This is a genomic window from Mycoplasma sp. ATU-Cv-703, from assembly GCA_004011965.1.
Taxonomy (GTDB): Bacteria; Bacillota_I; Bacilli_A; order Mycoplasmatales; family Metamycoplasmataceae; genus RYZV01.
Genome location: RYZV01000001.1, coordinates 44,169 through 62,260 on the forward strand (window position 1 = coordinate 44,169; position 18,092 = coordinate 62,260).

The 18,092-nt window shown below is 37.8% G+C and carries 3 protein-coding genes; all 3 read right to left on the reverse strand.

All coding sequences use genetic code 4. From position 1 onward, the window contains the following. Positions 1-155 precede the first annotated feature (155 nt). Positions 156-4,427, reverse strand: coding sequence for a lipoprotein 17-related variable surface protein (locus CSE00_RS00210; protein ID WP_127942547.1), 4,272 nt, complete (start codon positions 4,425-4,427; stop codon positions 156-158). Positions 4,428-4,651: 224 nt separating this feature from the next. Beyond that, entirely contained in the window at positions 4,652-11,071 is a 6,420-nt protein-coding gene (locus tag CSE00_RS00215; RefSeq protein WP_127942549.1) for a lipoprotein 17-related variable surface protein, read from the reverse strand. Between the two features lie 642 nt (positions 11,072-11,713). Beyond that, complete coding sequence (locus CSE00_RS00220; RefSeq protein ID WP_127942551.1) at positions 11,714-18,019, reverse strand: lipoprotein 17-related variable surface protein; 6,306 nt, start codon at positions 18,017-18,019, stop codon at positions 11,714-11,716. Positions 18,020-18,092: the final 73 nt, after the last annotated feature.

The following is an 18,092-nucleotide window of genomic DNA, read 5'->3' on the forward strand; positions in this document are numbered from 1 at the left end:
TAAATATTTATCGGACTTTTTCTATTTTGCTTAAATTACACTTACGAACTTAAAAAGGTGTCCAAATTATGGTTTTATTTTTGATTGTAGTAACGGATCCAGAATTTACGGACTCAGTAAACCGACGGCTCGGTCTGTACTCATAGAAAAAGTTACTATTTGATTTTTAACTTGATTACCGTGTCTATCAGTTTTAAATCATTAGCATCGTGCCATTCTTTGTTTTGTTCGTATTTGGGTCATTTGTTCGGCTGTCGAAGAGCCGTCTCATCAATAATGTTAATTCGTCCAATCCGAAATCCAACTTTAAAATTCATTATTGAATCATCGTTGCGATCAACAGATAAAAATCTTAGATAAGGTCTGAGTGAAGCTATTGTTATGTATTGGTCACCAAATAAAATCTCTTTAACGTAAAAATGATAGTAAAGTTCTGATCAGTTAACTTCAGGAATTTTTGACCAAACAAGATAACGCTCCTGACTAATATTTTTTTGTCATTCACTGACCTGAGTCTCTTTTCTATAATCAATTTGATCGTCTAGAGAATCTTTCCCGTACATTTCGCTCAGCACTTCTTTGACATTCAACTTGATCTTTGTTTCCAATAAAACTCCATCTTTAATAAATTCTTTATTTTTCATAGCTGTTTTGTACATTTTTTCAACAGTATCTACCATTTTGTCGTGGGTAGCAAACCCGGAAAGAATCTTCACAAAACTTCTTTTACCTCGCGAAAATGCGTCGTAACGATGTTTTCGTGTAATTTCTTCTTCGCCTGGATTCCAAAATTTATTGTTAAATTCAATGTCTTTTGGACTGTTACTTGCTAATCCTCATACAAACTCAAACTCGTACTCATCGGAGTTAAAAATGTGGTGCTGTCCGTTGGCTATTGGCTTAGCTAGAATATCCATAAGTCATAATTGGTACTTACCAAACTTTTTGTATGTCTCTCTAAAAACTTTGGTCTCTCTAAAATTAATTGTTTTTTCGTTTATTTTAGCAAGTTCTTGGAAAGCATTAATATGACCTTGTCTAGGTTCTGAGGCATATTTGTCAACCGGGTAATTATCAAAACCAGGGAGAGCTTCTCGACTATATCCTCGATTAGATATCATTGGAACATGATCCAAGAATTGAACCAACGAACCTTCGTAACCTAACTCAATTTTATTGGGAATCTCCTGGCTTATTTTTGCAACCAAAGAGTGAAAATAAAGTTCAAAACTTTGAAAACCCGAAATGACAACTGGGTCTTCGCTTTTAATCACAAGATCAATGTAACGTAAAACTGGTTTAACCGTGATGGCTCCGTGAAAATTCATGCTACTTGGTCTTTCAACAATTTCAAATGTTAATTCGGCATTTTCGTCAAGTTCTCTCACTCAGTTGCGAAGAGCCAAAGTTTTGTTTACTAATTTTAAATCTTCCAAACTAACTTCAGGTCCCGGCGATCACGCCCAATCATCACCAATAAAGTGATTGATTTGGGTTTGGTCAAACGCGGTCAGTTTTTGGGTATCTTCCTCTGAAATTTGGCTCAATTTTTCTTTGAAGTAAAAATTTCCAAAGATTTTTTCAATCTCTTGTAAGATCTCTTGACGAGCATTTTTTCTCTTAGCTTCGCTTCAAAAACCTTCAATAGTTATTCTTTTGTCTCTTACGTAACCTTCGCTGGAAACGATCAACATTACTGTGACTGTGCCCTCAGTATCATTAGTTTTTTCAACAACAAATTTAAGGTCAAAAGATTCAAGTTTTTCTAGATCCTCTGTTATGCCCAAGTGCTCAATACCTAGTTGACTAAGATCGTAAGTCTTTCCTGTCTCAAAATTATTGACTTTTTGTTTGGAAGACTTGGTGGTTAAAGATTTCAGTTTCTCGTCATCAATGAATTTGTCAATCACTCTTTGGGATAATTTTTTAAAACCGGTGATTTTAAAACTTAAGGTTTCGCTGGCTTTCCCTCGTCGTATCTCCAATAAAACTCCTAACTGTTCGATGGTGGTTTCTTCTCAGTTGAGACGCCACTTTAATTCCACATCGGAATCAAGTTTTAAAGGTAATTTAACGTTGAATTCGCCGGGATTATTTTCAAACTGCTCAGGAGAAATTTCACGCGGGTCTTTGTCTCACCAATCGGAACGCTTATCAATTGAAACTTCAATATAACTGCTGTTTGAACCAACATTATTTTCTTTACGAATTTGATTGGCTGTTTTTTCAACGATTTTATGCGTGGTCATTAAACCGTCCAAAGTAATTTCTCTCACTAACGTTGACCCTTGTTTTTCAAGTTCAAACTTAATGGTAAGTTGACCTTGGTCGTCGTCAAGATTTGTGATCAACATCTTGATAGAAGTATTTTCTGAATTAGCACGGTTAAGTATCATTTTGATTTTTTTGCCGAATTCATTATTAGCAGCTTGGTTAACTTGACCAAAATGGCTCGGCAAATATTTATCTCAGTCTTTGTGAGTTTTCAGATGCCTTTCAATAAAATGCATCAGTTCAGCAATCTCTTGGTCCTGTTTTGTTTTAAAACCTCTCACTCACACTTCCCGATGATTAGTTTCATCACCCAAAGAAACCGTAACCCTTATTTGCAGCCTTCCTTGTTCATCATCAGCCAAGATGACCTGAATCTTGACAACCGCGCCTTGTTTTTTCTCTTCGGGAATTTCATCTAAACCAAGATCTTCTCACGTGATGTTTTGATTTTCAAATTTTTGGAAAATGTCTTTGGCTCATTTTTGTCCAAGTTTTGATTTTGCTAGTAAGTGCTGGTTTTTGATGTAGTTCAGCAGTCCATCTAAATGCTTCAAACTAGACTTGAATCCGTGGATAACTATCTCTTGCTCTTTGGTTAACCCTCGCAACTTAACTTCTACCTTGACAGTGATCTGACCTTGCTTGTCGTCCACCTCAATCAGTGTTAAAGTCACTTGAGCGTCTCGCTGTTTTTGCTTAGACAAAGTTGAAAGTCCTAGTTTTTCAAAAGTAAGTTCGCTCTCAAGGCCAGCAATTCGAGAAGGAAGTTCATTTTCAAAACGAGTTTTGGTGTGATTTTTTTGGATGTGAGCTAAAAGCTCTGTTAAGAATTTATTTGCTTGATCTTTTTCCTGCTTATCTTGAAGAGATGTTTTAAACCCTTGAATCTTAATTTCAGTCTCTAACTCAACTCGTCCAACTTTGATCGAAACTAGGATGAGCAAAGTGCCCTGGTCGTTATTTGTGCTTTTAATTTCAAAGGTAAGTCTAGCGTCATCAACTAACTGACTTGGCAAACTTTGTAATCCTAGATCTTGCAAACTACCACGAAAGTCTTGTTTAACTTCCGAAGGCAACTTGTCTTTCAATTCGCTCGTCTTATCCAACTCATTGTTTAGGTAATCCTTAATTTTTTGGACTTTTATTTGATCTTGTTTTTGCTTTTCTGGGTCAAGTTTTAGAAAACCGGTAATGAAAACGAGTTTAGACTCGGTGTAACCTTTGTATTCTTCTTCTGGTAAATCAAGAGCAATATTAAGCCGAATTGAACCCGCCATATCGTTATGCCTTACATTTTTGAAAGAAAGTTTCACCTCATGTTTTGCCAAGTCGTTATATTCAGGAAATTCACCAATTCCGAGTTGGTCCCAAAAATCAGCATCTGCCTTCCTTTGGACAATTTCGGAGGGGAATTTGCCAGAGTGTTCAGTTTGGTAAGAGTCGCTAATTTTCTTAAGCACCTGCTGCATAAACTTGACACGTTGACTTAGTTCTGGATCGTCAGCCAAAAAACCTTCAATTACGAAGGTAGTAGCAACTTTTTTGTTGCCAAGAATAATGGTGATCAAAACATTCAGTCGACCAAGTTTATCATCAGATTTTTTGATTTGAATTTGATGCTCGGCTTGACGGAAATTAAAATGGTGGTCAATGCCTAAATCCGCAGCTTTGTAAATGGTTTTTGTGTCTAACTCACTCGGTTTTTGATCGCTAATTAGGGCGGTTTCAAACATTCCTTGCTTAGTGATTTGGGTGCGGATTTGGTTAATAAAATTAACCGCATTAATCTTTTTAAAACCGATAATCTTTACGCCGCGCTTAATAATTGAACTGCTGCCATCAACTGATATGCGGTGTATGTCAACTACGATTTCACCAGCCAAATCATCATATTGTTGCACCTCAAACTCGTGCTGGTCACTAAAAATTTTTTCAAGCCCTATTTCGTTGGCTGAATAACGTGTTGCTAATTCAAATTCAAGTGTTTCGGTCTGGTTGAGCGTAGTTCGGTAAGAACCTTTAGGATTAATCTGGTCATCATCTTTTTCTCTCTGCTCTTGGCCAGTATTACCGATGCAATTTACCAACGAAGCAACTGGTAAAGTAACCACGCCTAACAAGGCGGCGGTTAAAAGAAAAGTCTTTTTTCTCATTTTTTATCCCCTAATTTAGTTTTAATTGTCTAAATTTTAGCAGATTAAACCTGAAAAACTGACTTGTAAAACAATTTTCAATCAATTTGACGGATTGGACTCATGTTTTGTCATAAATAAAGAATATTCTCGCTAAATCTGTCTGCGCGACCCACTTGTTAAGTTCAAAACCGAAAAACAAAGAAACATTCTAGAGTCAATTGTTTAAAAAGCGAGGCGAAGTTTTAGTCTACAGGAACTTCACCAAAGTAAAAATGGTAGTCAATTTTCCAAATTTTAACGTCATCTTCGTCTTCTATTAGCATGGAATCCACTCCATAATTGGCTAAAGGGCGGTTGTGCATTTCATTTTTTTCCACGTTGCTTTCTTCCATGATGTAGGCTTGAGAGTTGTATAACAGTCGTGGGCGGAAACTAACTGTGACATTTGGTTTCTCGTTCTTTGTAAATTTTGATTCTGCAATGTGATTTAGAAAATCAGTTGATCCTACTTTTTCAAAAACAAGTGTGACACCCAAATTCCCAAGCATTTTTTCAAAGGAAACATCTACAACGTATTTTTTGTTCTTTGGTCAACTCCAACGCGTTGAGGCTAAGATGTCATGAATGAGATAACCTTTTACCGCATCTTTAGGTTGAAAACCTCGCGTTGGGGTATTTCCATCTTGTCTATTTCACCAGTTAAATATGCCTAGCGAGCTATTAATTTGTTCCTTCCAGTACAGTTGTTTCGCTATTGATAAATCATGACTTGGATTATTTTCATCGTCCAAGGGAATTCTGACTACAATTTTGTGATGGTTTCTAGGTTTTCCACTTCTTAGCAGTGATGCACCTAGTTTTTCGTTCACATGTTGGTTGAAAAGATGACTTCCTAAGTTGTCTTGGTTCATCATTTCTTCCAAGTACTCTTTAAGATTGTGCTGCATTTTTAATTTAACAGTCAAGTTTTGCGCTTCCAATTTGTCTGCCGTTAGTAATTTTTCGTGGGTAGGTTGATTGTAAGAGTCCTCGGATCCGTCGTATCTTTGAAAGCGGAAAGCGACCTTGAAATTCATAGTAGGTTTTTTAGTTTTTAAACCTTCTACCGACACAAAACGGAAGTAAGGCTCGGCAGAATAAAAACGTTTCTTTTCTAACTGAGTTTTAAGGTTTGTGTTGGCTGATTTGAAAAACTTGACTCAGTCCACCGGCATTGTTTTCCAGTGATAGTAATGCTGGTCCATCTTAATTGCTTTAAGTCACTTGTTAATATCATCTGGTTTACCGTAATCAACTCAAACCCCTGGAACTTCGTGACGTTTAACGTCGTCAAGTATTAATTGATTAAAAAGTTGTCTTTTTGCTTTGTACTTAGGCGATCAGTGAAAATCCCAAGCAAATTCGGGCAGAGAATCTTCTCCGTACCACGATTGAAGAATTCCCCGAAAATGGGTCAAGTGGATGTTTGGCGCTTTTAAGGTTAGCGAGTTATTCGGTTCTTTGTAAACTTGCTCGGCCGTTTTTACCACATCATCGCGAGTAGAAAAACCGGTCAACCTAATGGTAAAACTTCTTTTTTGACGATAGAGTTTGTCATAATCGTCTTGATAAACTTTTTGGTTAAAATTATCATATTTATTTTGCCCATCAACCCCGAATAAAAATTCAAACTCGTATGTGTCCAAATCATAATTACGTGGGTCGTCTTTTTCAAGTTCCTTACCTAGGATGGCCATGACAAATAAGTCGTACTTGCCGTCAATTTTGTAAGTGAACTTGTCGGCAAGTTGAGTTAGCTCAAAAAACTTAGCGATTAAATTTTGAGAATTTGGAAGCGGGTAGTTGCTAAATTGTTCTCCGCTAGGCAGGTACTCTTGAAATAGCGACACCAACAGGCCGGAGTAACTTTGTCTTATTTCGTCGCCCAAGTTATTTTTTAGTTTGCGAACGTGAGAGTGAAGATATTTTTCAAAACTTTGAAACCCCTTAATCAAAACAGGGTGTTCGCTACTCACCTTGACATCAATGTAATTTAAAGTGGGTTTGAAAGAGATTAATCCGTTAAAATCTGTGCCAAGTAATCTGTCAACCAACTCAAATGTGAGACGCGCGGTTTGGCCGAACTTATGAATCGTTTTTTTGAGATTGTCAGTTGTGGATAACAAACTTAACTGCTCTCAAGTGATATTTGATCCGATTTTATATTTGTCGTCGTCGTCGATCCATTGATCGGTCAAATCAGTGGAGGCTCATGTAGTAACATTTTCTGACTCATAACTAGTAAGGTCAGCTAGCTTACCATCAAAGTAAGCTTTCCCAAACACTTGGGCCAGCTCATTAGTTAATCTATCTTCAGCAGTTTTGCGTTTTTCATCGTTTCAGTAGCCAACAATCGTGATAGCTTTTTTGTTTTTGTAACCGGTAAGTGAACTTGAAATGACCAGAGTCGCAACAACTTCTCCCAAGTGAGTATCATGTTTTATGATTTCTGCCGAAAACTCTAACGCATCATTTTCAAAATCGGAGATTTCAACGCCCAGATCCGCAAATTTGTAAACTTTCTTCTCAGTGAATTGGCTAACAAGCTTTTCTGACCACTTGCTTTTAAGTTTGTCGGGAAATTTTTTCAAAGCGGCGTCTACTAACTTATCTGAGTAAGGCTTAAAACCTGTGATGTTAAAAATTAACTCCGCCTGGGCTTTTCCGCGGGAGATTTTTAGTACCAAAACCACCGTGTTGGATTTTTCTAACTTATCTTTAATGAATCATTCAAAAGTTAAATTTTTCAAGTTAGGCGGCAGCATGATCCCGAAAGTTCGCAAATTATCTTTGATCATGTTAACGTCAACTTCAGAAATTGCCATTTCGTAAAAGCTTGAATCTTTCTTGACTTGAACATCTATGCGCTTGCTATTATTATCAACTTCGTATAGACCTTGAATTTGCCTTACCATATCGTCAATCTCTTTTTGGTCAACCTTAAACCTAGTTAAAAACCCTTCAAGAGTCAACTTAGCATTCTTTGTTTGTTGGTTTTTACTAATTCTTAAATCAATCAATAATTCACCAGTCGCGTCATTAGTTATGTATATAGTGATTTTCACCACAATTGATGCTCATTTAGCAAAATCAAAATCCTCCAACCCTAATTTAGAAAGGCTGATTACGTGGCCAGGTTTCCCTAACTGACTAGGTAGAGTTTTTGAAAAGTTGACTTTTGACAGACGTTCTTTAATGTAGTTAAATACTTCATCCAACTCTTGAGAGACTTTTTTGAATCCGCTAATCGTAAGAGTTTTGTCAATTTCAACCCCATCTTTACTTAAAGACACTTTGACTTTGACTTGACCTTCAACATCATCAGCGCGCTCAAAAAGTAGTTTTACAGATATTCCCTCGCGAGCAAATTCGTCTGTTAAGTCGGTGAGTCCTAACTCTTTGAAACTGGTTTGCCCTAAGATTCCTAAGTCGCTTGGCAAAGTTTGTTCCAGGTTAGTTTTACTTCGGTTTTTAATTCGGTCAAAGTAGGCCTCTAACTCCTGTTTGACTTGGCTTTCTTTCTTGAAGCCTTTGATTACCAACTCAACACTAAATTCTTGGTAGGGATTAAGAAGTTGAATGTTAACCGTTATTTGCCCCAGCAAGTTATCCACCCTATAAATATTGATATTTAACTTGAAGATCTTGCGATACTCTTCGGGAATTTGACGCAGTCCTAAATCATTGAAATCTTTGGTTTGTCTTTCCTGGGCAACTTGACTTGGCAACTTGTCTTTCAAAGAAGTTTTGGACCAATTGTTTTCAAATCAGTTGTTCAACTTTTCTTTTCAGTCAGTGATTTCTCGAATGTGGTCGGCTTCTTTTTTGAAACCTTTTATCTCTAGAATACCATCAACGCTGACTGAGTTTTTTGTAAGTATCACTTGGACCTTAACTGTTCCCAATTTATCACTAACAATCAAAATGGATAACTTGACTTGAATGTTTTCAGCTTTGCCAAAGTTGGCTAATTTTCCCAGTCCAAGGTCTTCAAACGAAACCTCTTGATCTACGTTTCCGACTTGACTCGGTAGTTTGCTTTGATGGGAAGTTGTTAAGTCTCTGCTTCGAATTTGCTCCAACAAACTGTTGAGTTCATCTTTTGTGGTTCTAAATCCTTTAATCGTGATTTGTTCTTTGTGTTCAACGCCTAGATAAGATAGCTCAACAGAAACTTTCACTTCGCCTTTGACATCATCTAAACTTATAAAAATCAGTTTTCAAGCGACGTTTTTCTGATCAAGTTCAGTTAATTTGTTTAAGCCGAGCGTTTCAAGCGAAACCGATTGATTTTCTTTAAGACCAATCAGACTTGGTAACTTATCTCGGTGGGTAGTTCACTCGATTTGACGCTTAACCCGGTTCATTATTTCAACAAGTTCGTTAAGTACTTTGTTAGTAGTTTTGTAACCAAAAACATCGTACTGTATGTTCTCTGTGATTTGACCTTTTTTAATCGTTAGTTTGACTTCAATCGAACCATTTTCGTCACTAAAACTCGTGATTTCAATTTTGACATCGTAATCTTTGAAAAGTTCCGGCGGAATTTTTTCAAGACCTAGATCTTCAAAACTAACGCTAGTTTTTCCGTCAATGACTTTGCTGGGCAGCTCAACCAAACTAGTTTTATTTCGCTCTCGTTTAATCCAAGCGAGTAGTTCAATCATGGTGTCACGGTGTTTTTTATAACCAGAAATTGAATAAGTTTTTGTCGCGGTTTGACCTGATTTAGAAACCGTTACTTTAACTTCAATGGTTCCTTCAAAATCATCAGTTTTGACGATTCTAAACTCGGCCAAGGCCCCAGCCATTTCTTGATCTGGTATGTTTCCCAGACCAAGTTCTTTTAGCGAAACAATCGCTTGATTTTTTCCGACTTGACTCGGTCGCTTGGTCTTGTTAGAAGTTAAATTAAGATTTTCAGAAATTCACTCCGCAAGGGACTCAAGTTCTTGGGCGATTTTCTCTTGCTTTTCCTTAATGACCTCAGAGTTTTTCTTGTACCCTTGCACAACGACTTGCCCCTGGAGTGACACGCCGTTTTTGCTTAAACTGACTTCTAACTCAATTTTCCCGTTTTGATCGTCAATATGGGTCACCAAGATTTGCACTTGCGCGCCCAGTAACTCGTTTGAATCTAAATCTTCCAGACCTAACTTGGCAAAGCTAACTTTCTCTTGTTCGCTGGCAATTTGACTCGGCAGTTTTGCCCCCAAGGTAGTTAAACTGCGATTTTGCTTGATGTAGTTTAGAAGGTCTTGCAACTCTTGGTTTGTTTGACGACGTAATTCGTCGCTAATTTGTTTGTTTGTCGCGTAGCCTTTGATAACTAAACGCAACTCTTGACTAACGTGGTTTACCTGGATGCTCACGAATAATTCCAAAGTGCCTAAATCATCATCGGCTGTCCCGAGTGTTAAATCCAGTTTGAGATTTTCTGTTAGCGCAGAGGGGAGCTCCTGTAAGCCTAGTACCGTTAAATTTTGCTGGGAGTTTTCAAGAGACAAAAATTCCCGTTTAATTTCCGAGGGCAGAGAATTTTTTAGGGCAGTGTGCTTGCTGAACGTTTGCTCAAATCAATTTTTGATTACTTGAACTTTAATGTGGTCTTTGTCCTCTTTAGCTTCGTCGCTAGTCAAAAAACCGCTAATCAAAATTGTTTTGCTTCGTACGACGGATTTTCCCTGGTTGCTAGCTGTAAGTGTGATAACCAACTCTAACTGACCTTTGGCGTCGCTGGTATTTTCTCCCTTTTTAAAACTGACGTTAATTGTTTGCTCGTCAAAATTAGGAAAGGCTCCAATGCCGAGTTGATTCCAAAAATCAGCATCTCCCGTTCTCTGGACAATTTGGGAAGGCAATTGACTGCTGTTATTAGTTGTGTAGTTCTCACTCAATTTTTCAATTATTTGACGAATTTTTTCTAAGCGAGCTTCTAACACCTCGTCTTCCATCGCAAGATCGCTTACCGTCAAAGTGATAGTTTCATCTTGACCAGCAATGGCAATTTTGAGTTCAATGGTAACTTCACCAAGCAAATCATCGTGATCAACTACACTAACAAAGTGTTCGGCTTTGCGAAACTTAAAATAATGCGCAATGCCTAGATCATCAACGTTTAAAAGTCTTTGACCTTCTAAATCGCTTGGTTTAGGTTTGTCAAGTAAGTTGCTAACTAAGGTTTTATTGTCGGGTAAGTCTTTGGTAATTTTTTGAAAAAACTCTTGTGCATTCAAGTTTTTGAAACCGCGAATCTCAACTCCGCTCTTGAGCTGTTCAACGGCTTGATCATTAACATGCTCTACGCTGACAGTCAGAGCGCCTTGTAAATCATCATAATCGTCAACTTTGAACAGGTACTGGTCATTAAAAATATCTTGGACACCAATTTGACTGGGAGAATAAGTTTCGCCAACGTTAAAATTTAAAGTGTCAAACTCTTTCAACGATGTGTAGTAAAAATTTTTAATAACGCCGATTTTTTTATCTTGATCGTCTTTCTCTAGTTTCTTGCCTTGGTCATCTCCCCAAACATTGCTGCAAGCAATGATACCGGCCACAGGCAAAGAAAATAGGCCACTTGAAGCGGTCAACAAAACTAATTTTCTTCCAGATTTTTTCATAAAGACATTATACCAATAATCGCGTATAAATTAGTCATCTAACTAGTTGAAAATAAGACCCGTGATTCGATCAATTCATAGTTTAGTTTGAGTTGCTGGTTTCTCAATTATTTCCAGCGTGCGATTGATGCTTTTGCTGGCTGTCATCTACAAAATTCTATGAGAATTGGCGGCAAATTATGCTCAGTTTTCAGACTAAAAAGCAGACCATAATTGCTGCCTGCTTGCGCTTTTACTAATCAGAGTTTAACACGGGTTAATTGTCCCACTTGCCTTATAGTCTGATCCAAGGCGCCTATGTCATCAAACGATTAGTTTCACGATCGTAAGTTTACTAAAGACCAATTATCTTCCTTGCCTACAAGTTCACGCCTAACATTGAAGTGCTTAGATCTGAATTTTACGCTGGTATTTTCAAAACAAAAAACCGGTTCCAGACCGGTTTTTAAAACCAAAATAAACTTAAAGTGTTTGGAGACTTATGGGATTAAATTTGTTTCGTGGTTATCCACTTTGGTGTTTTAACTTAAATTGACTTTTGCTAAAGCAGGTGGTAACACTGTTAAAAGACTGCTTTGAGCGGCGGAAAAGCGATTAAATTTCTAAGTGTTCAACTGCAAGAATTAATTTTTGATTCTGAGATTACTTATGACCAATTTTGTAAAACACTTCCCAAATTTTCCCAGTTACAATCAGCGGCTTGGCCATTTTATTTCGAATAGGTACGTAATCAAATCTAGATCAAAACGCACCAGGACCGGGAATCAAAGCTTTGTTATAGATTAAAATCGGACGATACTTGACACTAGCATTGTGACCACCTTCGTCCGGAAAGTCGGTTCAATAACTGCGTTCGACAAATTCAAAAAACACCATAACGCCCATCGCTTTTAGATTTTTTATAAATTCCAAATTCCATGTCTGATTGGTTTTGAATCCCAAAATACCTGATAAGGTGTTTCCGTGCTTTGTTTCTCGCTGATTAGGTTTGTCTGAATCGTAAGTAAAAGCCGAGGTTTTTAAAGCGGTTTGCCCCCATTGATGGGCCCATTGTGAACGAAGTTGGTCTGAATAATGATAATTATCAAAAACTTCTAATTTGTTGGTTTCGCCACTTGACAACAATTTAACCTCCACTCTTTTCCCGTCGAAATCTTGACGAGGTAAGGTCTTGCTCATCTTACTTATTAGGCCATTTAGAAGATGATCTCCGTCATCAACATACTTTTTAAGTAGTTGACCGAAGTTATTAGGTAACTCAATCTTGACTTCTGTTGGCAGAACATGAAGGTATTTTTCGGTCGACGGGTAAAGTTGTTGGTTATCAATATAAGGAGATACTAGTGGAATGTCACCACCAGGTGAGTTAGGCACCATTTGGACACCGACTTTGAACCTCATCACTGTTTTGCTATCTTCTGAACTCGGGTCGCCAGTTCTCTCAATTGTGGTGAACTGAAAGTACAAAAGCGCGTTACCCAGTAGTTCGCGAGCTGGGGGATTAAAATTTCACAATTGATTTTGGTCAAACGGAACCTTGTTCCACGGTAAAAATTTACCACCCTGGTTAATTAATTCTAACCACCTGGCTACATCAACTCTGCTTTCGTAGTCAAAAGAAATTGAGTAACTTTCAACTTCTCCGCTTTGCTGATTGATTTTTTTATCACCAAACTTATTCAAAAAATGATGGTTTTTGGGTTTATTGTGAGCTCAGTTGAAATCAAACTCTGGCAAAGACTCGTGCCCATACATGTTCGCTAACGCGCCGCGTAGGTGAGAAGTGTCAAGAGAAAGATTTCCCCGATGTTTTCAAGTGAGTTGATGATTTAAACCTTGAAGCAAACGAACAACTTCCCGAAGAACCTGATCCTTTGTGTTAAAGCCGACAACAGTTTTTGCAAAAACCCTTCCCAGCAAATATTCGTTCCCCCGGTATATACGTTTTTCCACCGTGCGGTTGAATTTTTCATAGCGCTTACCTTTTAAACCTACCACAAACTGAAATTCATGGCGATGTTCGTTGTCGTCATCTAACTTATCTCTTAAGTAGGTACTGTAGCCTCCCATAAAATCAATATCCAAAACTGAAAGTTGGTATTTATCGTTAATGGTTTGATCCTGGAATACATCTGCAAGACCAGAAAGTCTCATGAACGATTCAAGCTTATTGTTAGATTCTCTGACGGTTTTAAGCAGAGACATTTTAAGTCCGCGAGAATTTGTTTTTAGATCGTCGCCAATTTTCTTACTTCACTCAAGAACATGTTCTTGGAAAAATGTTTCAAAAGATTTAAATCCTCCGATCAAAATCGTTTGTGGACCAGGGATTTTTTGGTCAATAAAATGGAGAATAGGTCGAATTCGAATGCTTCCGTGAAAATCAACACTTTCTGGTCGTTCAACAATTTCAAATGTAACGCTGTAATCGCGATCAAGTTGCTTAATTTGATCTTTGAGCGATGCGGTTTTCGTGCTTAAATGCAGTTTCTCAAGAGTAAGTTCAGTGCCCAGAGAATAATTTTCGTTGTCGCCAATAAATAAATCGTTCAGCGTAGTTTGATCGTACACACGAAGATCTTGAACTTCTAGGTAAGATAAACCGGCAATTTTGTCGTTGTGATGGAAACCATCAAAAACCTTGTCAATTACAATGGGTAAATCTTGGTGAGCTTTTTTTCGTTTAGCATTGTTCCAAAATCCTTCTACAATTACTTCTTTGCTCCTTAGATAGTCAGACCTTGGACTTAAAACATCTGCTTGAACTGTGAGAGTTCCCGTAGCATCGCTTTTTCCTAGGACGGTTGCTTTAAATATCAAAGGTTCAACCTCAAAATTAGAAATATCTACCCCAAGTTCTTTAAACTGATAAGAACGGAAAAGTTTGAACTTAGAGACTAGTGTTCTCGCTAGATCAGAAGAAAGTCGTTCTGGTAATTGATTTAATTTTGCGTCAATCAAGTGATCAATTTCCGTCTTAAAACCTTCCAAAGTAAACGTTAGAGTTTGAATAGCCCCGCCGCGAGATAAAGTCAATCTAACAACAACGCGTTTAAGTTTTTTATCTAAAGATTCCAATTCCCAGTTAAGTTTGATATCGCTTGGTATGTTTGGCGGCATAACAATTTTTCAACCCAAAGCGTCATCTTCGATCAGTTCAGCCGTAATTTTTTCAAAATCAATGTCAAAGTAACGCGACTTGGGATCAATTTTAATTTTTATGTTGCGAACGTCGTCTGCGTTGTTAAGTTCAAGAATTTGCTTGACCATTTCCGCGATTGTTTGGATATCTAAATCACTCTTTTTTAGAAATCCTTTCAGTGTTAGTGTTTCCTTTTTGACTACTCCTTGTTTGCTTAATTCTAAGGTGATTGTCAATTTACCGTTTTCAATGTCAACTGCTTCAACCAAAATTTTAACTATTGCTTTGCGTAAATTTAGATCTAGTAAATCTAACGAAGAAAGCGTCAAGAAACTGCCTTTTTTGCCAAAGTGATCGGCAACCTTGTCGTTAACTTTAAGCGTTTGTAAACGTTGCTTAATCAAAGCCAACAACTCATTCAATTGATCGCTAACTTTTTTAAATCCTACAATCGTAAAACTTTGACTCGCTTTGACCCCTTCTCTAGTCAATTCGACTCTAATTACTACTTGTCCCGTCAAGTCATCAATTTTTTCTACAATGCATTTCATTTCCGTGTTTTTAACAAAGCTATCTGGTAAATTTATCAATCCCAATTTTTGGTAATCAATCTCTTGTTTTAGCGCAGCTATTTCGGAAGGTATAATGTCGCTCTTGCTGGTTTGAGTTCAATTTTTGCCAATTCAGTCAAAAACCAAGTTTAGTTGACTTTCCACGACACCAACTCTTTTATAACCTTTAATCACAAGCGTTTTTTCCGTTTGAATGTTGGAGTTAGTGATGGTGATTTTAACGCTAATCTCCCCTTGTTGATCGTCAAATCGTTCAATTCTTATTGCGAGTTCAAAAATTTCTCCAAACGCCTGCGGCAGTTGCTTAAGACCAAGATGCTTAGCATCTACTTCTTGGTAAAGAACACCTACCTTAGTTGGTAATTTGTCGCTCAGAGAGGTGTTTGATCAATTATTATCAATTCATTCACTCAGTTCTTGAACTTGTTTTTTTACCTCTTTAATTTGGTCTTCGGTCGTCTTGAACCCAGACACGGTAATTTCCGAACTTATTGACTCAGACTCTTTTCTAACTTCAACTTTGACTTTGACGGTTCCCCTTCGATCACTAAGACCTAAAATAGTCAAAATAATTTCGGCACCTTGTTTTTGCTGCTTTGTTAAGTCATCAAGCCCTAAGTCATCAAAACTAACTATCTGGTCTTCCTGACCAATTTGACTAGGTAACTTGCCACTCTTTCTTGTTAACGATCCTCTGCTTTGAATTAAGTCAATCACTTGTGCGAGTTGATCTAAGATTTTCCGGTAACCTCTGATGGCAATTTCGCTTTCGTGAGAGACACCCCGGTGCGAAAGCGTTACTTTAATCTTCACCTCACCTTTGGCATCGTCTGCACTAACAAAAACAATTTCAAAATTAATGCCTTGGTCGCTTATTTCTTTGAAATCACCAATCCCCAGAGCTTTAAAATCAATTTTTTGCCCTGGTCTTCCGATGGAACTCGGCATTTTATCTCTGTGGGCACTCAAACCACGATTATCTTCAATTCACTTTATTTTTGCGGTGAGAATGTTAAGAACTTCATCGTTAGTTTTATATCCCTTAATTTTCCATTTGATTTCCCGTTTGTGGGTGGCTTGTTTAGTATCTTTTCTAATTGTTAAAGAAATCTCAAGTGTTCCATCATTGTCGTTTGCCTGGTCGATAACCATCTCAATTTCGTACTCACCAAACAAGTTTTTCGGTAAATCGTGTAAGCCTAACTCTTTGAAACTAACCGAAGTTTTCCCAGCAGCGATTTCACTCGGAAGTTTATCTCTTAAGCTCGTGCGTCCGCGGTTAATCACAATCCATTCAAGAAGTTCGCCCATTTCTTGATCGTGAGTTTTGTAACCGGTGATCACAAAATTCTTGGAGCGCGATTGATCTTCTTTGGAAGCGGTAACTTTTACTTCAAGATTACCTTCAAAATCGTCGGCGCTGACAATTTCAAAACTGATTGAAGCTCCGTTTCTTTTCTCTTCGGGAATACTTTGTACACCTAGTCTATTTAAAGTAACCGGCGCGTTTTCTGAACCTATTTGACTTGGTCGCTCACTATTGTTAGAAGTGGAAACAAGATTTTGAGAGATTCATTCCACCAAAGACTTAAGTTCTTCGGCGATCTTTTCTTGTTGCTCCTTAATAACTTGGGCGATTTTCTTGTACCCTCTCACCACGAGCCTGTCGTTAAGTGATTGGTTATTTTTACTCAAACTAACCTCTAACCCAATTTCTCCGTTTTGATCGCTAACTCAATTGATTCTCAGTTGAATCGCTATACCCGTTTGGGTCTCTTCATCAATCTCCTGCAAACCAAGTTTTTCAAAATTAGTTGTCTCTTGAGGCTCGCCAACTTGCGATGGCAACTTTTGATCAAAAACGGTTCGATCGCGATTTCGTCTAATGTAATTAAGCAGGTCTTGCAACTCTTGGTTTGTTTGACGACGTAATTCGTCGCTAATTTGTTTGTTTGTCGCGTAACCTTGAATGAGTAAGTTTGCTTCCAACTGAGCTTTACCAACACTAATGGTGATTAGCAATGCCAGCGTTCCTCTCTGGTCGTCAGCAACCCCTAAATCTATCGTCATCTTAACGCCGTTTTGGTACTTTTCAGGCAGAGCATCCAAACCAAGCGTAGACAAGTTTTGGTGTTGGCCTGAATAAAACTTCTTCTTAACTTCTGAAGGCAAGGTTTGTTTTAACCTAGTTATTTTTCTCCATTCGTTTTCTAGGTAGTTTTTGACTGCTTGGGCTTTAGCATGCGATAAATCGTACTTAGTACCTTCGGTCGTTAAAAAACCGCTGATCAAGATTCTCTTAGTTCTAATTAAAGAATTGCCGTCGCTAGAAGTTTTAAACTCTATAATTAGTTCAATTTGACCTTCATCGTCGCTAGTCTTGTCTCCGCGTTTGAAACCAACTTTAATGTCCTCGCTTAATTCGGGGAAAGGTCCAATTCCGAGTTGATCTCAAAAATCGGCGTCGTTGATTCTTTGCATTACCCTTGAAGGCAATACGTCATCGTAAGAGGTATTAGTGTCTCTTAACTTTTTCAGTGCTTTGTTAATTTGATCAAGTCGCTCTTTTAAAACTGGATCCTCTAATGCCAAGTTGGTGACGGTAAACTGTCTTTCTAACGTGTGGCCCGCGATACTAATTTCCAAGTTAATGACTACTTCTCCGACTGCATCGTTAGGAGAAACGATATCAATCAGGTGTCGAGCCTTACGAAATTTAAAGTGTTTGTCAATTCCCAAGGTTTCAACGCTTAAAGTTTTTAAAAACTTTAGATCGCTTGGTTTTGGTTTTTTTAATAAATCACTAGTTAATGTACTGCGATCGGGCAAGTCTTTAACCACTGTTTCTAAAAACTCATCAGCACTCAGCGACTTAAAACCGCGCACTTGAACGTCGTTACGGAGCACAGTTGAACTTTTAACGTGCTCTACGCTAACTACTAGTGTTCCCTTTAGATCATCGTAATCGTTGACTTCAAACTCAAATTCATCGCTAAAAATTTCATCAATTCCTAATGCACTAGCTTGGTAACGTTTTCCAATTTCAAAGTTTAGGGTGTTAATGTTTCCCAGCGCTGTTGTGTAAGAGTCTTTCGGATTAACGATTTTTTTCTTATCGTCCTTATCTGGATTTTTCTCATCCTCTTTTTCTCAGGCGCTTCCACAGGCCATCAAAGAGGCGACGGGTAAAGTAACTAAACCTAAGTTTGTAGCAAGCAAAAATATTTTTTTCATTTTCAATTCCTTTTCTGAACCATTATACCATTTTGAAATCGTTAAATTTACCGTTGGAAACTCATCAACCTAA